This is a genomic window from Micromonospora sp. NPDC047753, from assembly GCF_040642735.1.
Taxonomy (GTDB): Bacteria; Actinomycetota; Actinomycetes; order Mycobacteriales; family Micromonosporaceae; genus Micromonospora.
The window spans coordinates 1-4,269 of sequence record NZ_JBEYSL010000545.1 but is presented as its reverse complement, the minus strand read 5'-3'; the positions used below and the strand labels follow the sequence as shown (position 1 = coordinate 4,269).

The 4,269-nt window shown below is 70.8% G+C and carries 6 protein-coding genes; 2 read left to right on the top strand and 4 right to left on the bottom strand.

Annotated elements, in window-relative coordinates:
• A partial coding sequence (locus ABZ749_RS30555) for a sortase (protein ID WP_357233837.1) occupies positions 1 to 334 on the top strand: 334 nt, incomplete at its 5' end.
• Between the two features lie 88 nt (positions 335 to 422).
• Here ABZ749_RS30555 and ABZ749_RS30550 read toward each other — a convergent pair.
• Entirely contained in the window at positions 423 to 1,298 is an 876-nt protein-coding gene (locus ABZ749_RS30550) for an alpha/beta hydrolase (protein ID WP_357233835.1), read from the bottom strand.
• A 222-nt stretch (positions 1,299 to 1,520) separates the two neighbouring features.
• Between ABZ749_RS30550 and ABZ749_RS30545 the strand changes: the two genes are divergently transcribed.
• Positions 1,521 to 2,489 carry a zinc-binding dehydrogenase gene (locus tag ABZ749_RS30545; protein WP_357233833.1) on the top strand — a complete coding sequence of 323 codons (969 nt, stop codon included), beginning with the start codon at positions 1,521 to 1,523 and terminating at the stop codon, positions 2,487 to 2,489.
• Positions 2,490 to 2,503: 14 nt separating this feature from the next.
• On the opposite strand, the gene ABZ749_RS30540 is transcribed toward ABZ749_RS30545, so the two are convergent.
• From ABZ749_RS30540 to ABZ749_RS30530, 3 genes are all read right to left on the bottom strand, one after another.
• A complete protein-coding gene (locus ABZ749_RS30540; RefSeq protein WP_210781367.1) occupies positions 2,504 to 2,821 on the bottom strand; it encodes an antibiotic biosynthesis monooxygenase in 318 nt (105 codons plus the stop codon).
• Between the two features lie 19 nt (positions 2,822 to 2,840).
• A complete protein-coding gene (locus ABZ749_RS30535) occupies positions 2,841 to 3,638 on the bottom strand; it encodes an exodeoxyribonuclease III (RefSeq protein WP_357233831.1) in 798 nt (265 codons plus the stop codon).
• A 37-nt stretch (positions 3,639 to 3,675) separates the two neighbouring features.
• Positions 3,676 to 4,269 (bottom strand): PAC2 family protein (locus ABZ749_RS30530; protein ID WP_357233829.1); only part of this gene is annotated, 594 nt, incomplete at its 5' end.

The following is a 4,269-nucleotide window of genomic DNA, read 5'->3' as shown; positions in this document are numbered from 1 at the left end:
CGACCGGGGGCCCACGCCCGGTGAGCCGGGCCCTGCGGTGATCGTCGGGCACGTGGACACGAAGAGCGGCCCGTCGGTCTTCTACGACCTGGGCAAGCTCAAGCCAGGCGACCTGGTCGAGGTCGCCCGCGCGGACCGGTCGACGGTGATCTTCAAGGTCGACACCGTGGAGCACTTCCCGAAGGACCAGTTGCCCGCCGAGCGCATCTACGGCCACGACGGCCCCGCCGGGCTGCGGTTGATCACCTGCGGCGGCCAGTTCATCGGTGGACGCACCGGCTACGCCGACAACGTGATCGCCTTTGCCACCCTCCAGTCCTCCCGCAAGCCCTGAGACGCCCCGGCCAGGCCGGCCAGGGCCGCACGCCCGTGGGCCCCGCTGGTGGATCAAGCGGCAGCGGCGCCCACAGATCAGGCTGGCGTCAGTTCAGGAAGGCCAGCAGCTGGCGGGTGGTCTCGTCGGGGGCTTCCTCCGGGATGAAGTGCCCGACTCCGACCGGCTCGCCGCGTACGTCGTCGGCCCACTCCCGCCAGATCGCGAGCGGGTCGTCGTAGAGCTTCGCGACCTGGCCCTGTCGGCTCCAGAGGAACAGCACCGGGCAGGTGATCTTCCGGTTTCCCCGGTCCGCCTCGTCGTGCTGGTAGTCGAGCGTCGCGGCGGCGCGGAACTCCTCGCAGATCGCGTGCACCGTCGCGGAGTCGCTGAACTGCTTGACGTACGCCGCCCGCACCTCGGGCGGGAAGGCGTCCTTCACGTCGGGCCAGGTGTCGAGCATGAAGTCGACGAGCACCGTGGGCGCCGCGTCGATGAACCGCTCGGGCACCGGCGCCGGTGCGGCCAGGAAGGACCAGACCCAGTAGGAGAGGCTGAACGTCCGGTCGGCGCGGTCGTAGACGTCCCCGATGGGCACCACGTCCATGACGGCCAGTCGGGTGACGACGTCCGGTTCGTCAAGCGCGAGCCGGTACGCGCAGCGGGCCCCCCGATCGTGACCGACGAGCCGGAACCGCTCGTGACCCAGGCTCCGCATCACCTCGACCTGGTCGCGGGCAATCGAGCGCATGCTGTACGGCTCGTGATCCGCTGTGCTCGGCGGTTTGCCACTGTCGCCCCAGCCCCGCAGGTCGGTGACGACGACTGTGTACTTCTCGGCGAGCCGTGGCGCGACCTGGTGCCACATGAGGTGCGTCTCGGGAATGCCGTGCAGCAGCAGAACGGGCGGCCCGCTTCCGCCTCGGCGCCCGTGGATCCTCGCGCCGGGTGTGTCGATGTCGAACTCTTCGAAACCGTCGAACATGACCAGGGCCCCCCGCTACTTGGGATGCGCCCTGAACGAACGGCGTGGAATGGCTGGCAGGGCGACTGGTGGTCGACTACCGCTCGGTCTGCCTCGACGCTATCAACGGTGACAGCCGGTCCGGCGCGACTTGACTTCAACCAGCATTCAGGTCCTAGCGTCGCTGACACGAGGTATGGAAGCGGATCCGAAGCACGGGACCGCGGCTGATCGGAGACAAGCGTGCGGGCGATCCAGGTTTCTGAGTGCGGGGGTCCAGAGGTCCTGAACCTGGTGGACCTGCCCGATCCGCAGGCCGAGGAGGGGGAGGTCATCGTTCGGGCCGCGGCCGTGGACACGATCTACCTTGAGACTCAGATCCGCGGTGGCTGGGGTGAGATGTTCGGTGTCACCCCGCCATACGTGCCGGGCGGCGCAGCGGCGGGAACGGTGGTCTCCACCGGTCCAGGCGTCTCTGCGTCCTGGCTTGGCCGCCAGGTCGTTGCGGGTGCCGGGACGCGGGGTTCATACGCTGAACTGGTTCGGGCGAGCGTCGACCGGCTGGTGCCGGTCCCCGACGGACTGAGCCTGCGGGAAGCGGCTGCTCTCGCACACGACGGAGTGACCGCCATGGGCATCATCGACGGTGTCGGCGTCAAGCCGGGCGACCGGGTTCTGATCCTGGGGGCCGCGGGCGGCATGGGAACGCTGCTCGTTCAGCTCGCCCACCGTCTCGGTGCGCAGGTCGTGGGAGCGGCCCGTGGCGCTGACAAGCTCACACTGGTACGACTGCTCGGCGCCGACGCTGTCGTCGACTACGCGGGTGACGGATGGACCGACGCGGTACGCGAAGCCCTTGGCGGTCTGTCTGTCGATGTGCTGCTGGACGGTGTCGGGGGAAAACTCGGCAGCGACGCCTTTCATCTGGTGGCCGACGGCGGGCGGGTCTCGGCCCATGGGGCGGCGAGTGGCGAGTTCGCCACGATGGATCTGTCGAGTTCGCAGGCGCGCGGCATCGATCTGTACGGCATTGCTGACGTTCAGTTCAAGGCGCCGGAGATGGTGCGGCTCGCGGGCAGGGCCCTGACCGAGGCGGTGGAGGGGCGGATACGCCCGGTGATCGCACGCGAGTACCCACTGTCTGCCGCGGCTGAGGCTCACCGCGCGATGGAGGCGCGCTCGATCCCGGGCAAGGCCCTCCTCATTCCGTGAGACGTGGCCGTCGCTCAGGGCTGGGGGACGTGCAGCGCCACCTCGAACTCCAGCAGGCTGGCACCGGTGGAGACCGGGGGACGGGGCTTGTCGCCGGGGGCGGCGGCGTGGGCGGCGCGCGACGGGCCGGCGGCCCACGCCTGGAACGCTTCTTCGCTCTCCCACTTCGTGTAGACGAAGTAGCGGGTCTCGCCGGCCACCGGGCGGAGGAGTTCGAAGCCGAGGAAACCGGGGGAGTTCTCCACAGTGCCGGCCCGGGCGGCGAACCGCTTCTCCAACTCCGCGCCGCCACCGGGCGGGACGTCGATTGCGTTGATCTTCACGACTGCCATCTGCCCACCCTAGCCAAGCTCAGAACGTCTCGACCGCGGGCACCAGATCAGCGTCGACCACGATCGGGGCGTGGTCGGAGGGGCCCTTGCCCTTGCGGGCCTCCCGGTCCACGTACGCGGAGCGGACCGCTCGGGCGAACGGCGCGGACGCGTACACCAGGTCGATTCTCATGCCCTTGTTCTGGTGGAACATGCCGGCCCGGTAGTCCCAGTAGGTGTAGGGGTGCGGGCCCTTCATCGGGGTGGGCACGACGTCGCTGAGGCCCAGGTCGCGCAGCGCCGCGAGGGCTGCCCGCTCGGCCGGGGTGACGTGCGTGGAGTGGGTGAAGACCGCCGGGTCCCAGACGTCGGCGTCGGTCGGGGCGACGTTGAAGTCGCCGCAGACCGCCAGCGGCAGGCCGCCGGCCAGCTCCGCGTCCAGCGCGTCGCGTAGCGCCGCGAACCAGGCCAACTTGTACGCGTAGTGCGGGTCTTCCGGCGTCCGGCCGTTGGGCACGTACACCGACCAGACCCGCACCCCGTCGCAGGTGGCCGAGATGGCCCGGGCCTCGGGCTCGGGGAAGCCGGGCTCGTCGGCGAACCCGACCCGGACGTCGTCCAGCCCGACCCGGGACAGGATGGCCACCCCGTTCCACCGGCCGTCGCTGTGGCTGGCCACGGTGTAGCCCAGCGCGCCGACCTCGGCGACCGGGAAGGCGCCGTCGGGGCATTTCGTCTCCTGAAGGCAGACGACGTCCGGCCCGCTGTCGGCCAGCCACTCCAGCAGCCGGGGTAGGCGGGCCTTCACCGAGTTGACGTTCCAGGTCGCCAGGCGCATGCCCCCAGCCTGCCGCATTCGCCGCCGCGACGCCGGGTCAGCCGGCCGGGGTGTCGCCGGGACGGGTCTGTTCGGCCAGGAACCGCTCCAGTTCGGCGCCGAGTTCGTCAGCGGTGGGCAGTGGGCCAGCATCAGGGGCGAGCAGGCTCTTCTCGCCCCGACCTCGGGCGAACGCGTCGTACTGCTCCTCCAGGGCCTGGACCAGGGCCGCGGCGTCCTCGGTCTGCGCCACCTGCCTGTCGATCTCCACCCGGACCACCTCGGCGGCCGAGCGCAGCCCGTCGCCGGGCAGCAGCAGCCCGGTGCTGCGCGACACGGAGGTGAGCAGCACCTCGGCGGCTGCCGGGTATTCGGTCTGCGCCACGTAGTGCGGCACGTGGGCGGCGAAGCCCAGCGCGTCGCGGCCCTGTTCGCCGAGGCGGAACTCCAGCAGGTGACCGACGCTGCCGGGCACCTGGACGCGTTGCAACCACGGCTCGTAGCCGGCGATCAGCTCGGGGCGGGTGGCGTGCGCTGTCACCCCGGTCGGCCGGGTGTGCGGGACCGCCATCGGGATCGAGTTGAGCCCCACTGTGAGCCGGACGTCCAGCCGGGCGGCGAGCCCGGCCACGGCGGCCACGAAACGCTCCCA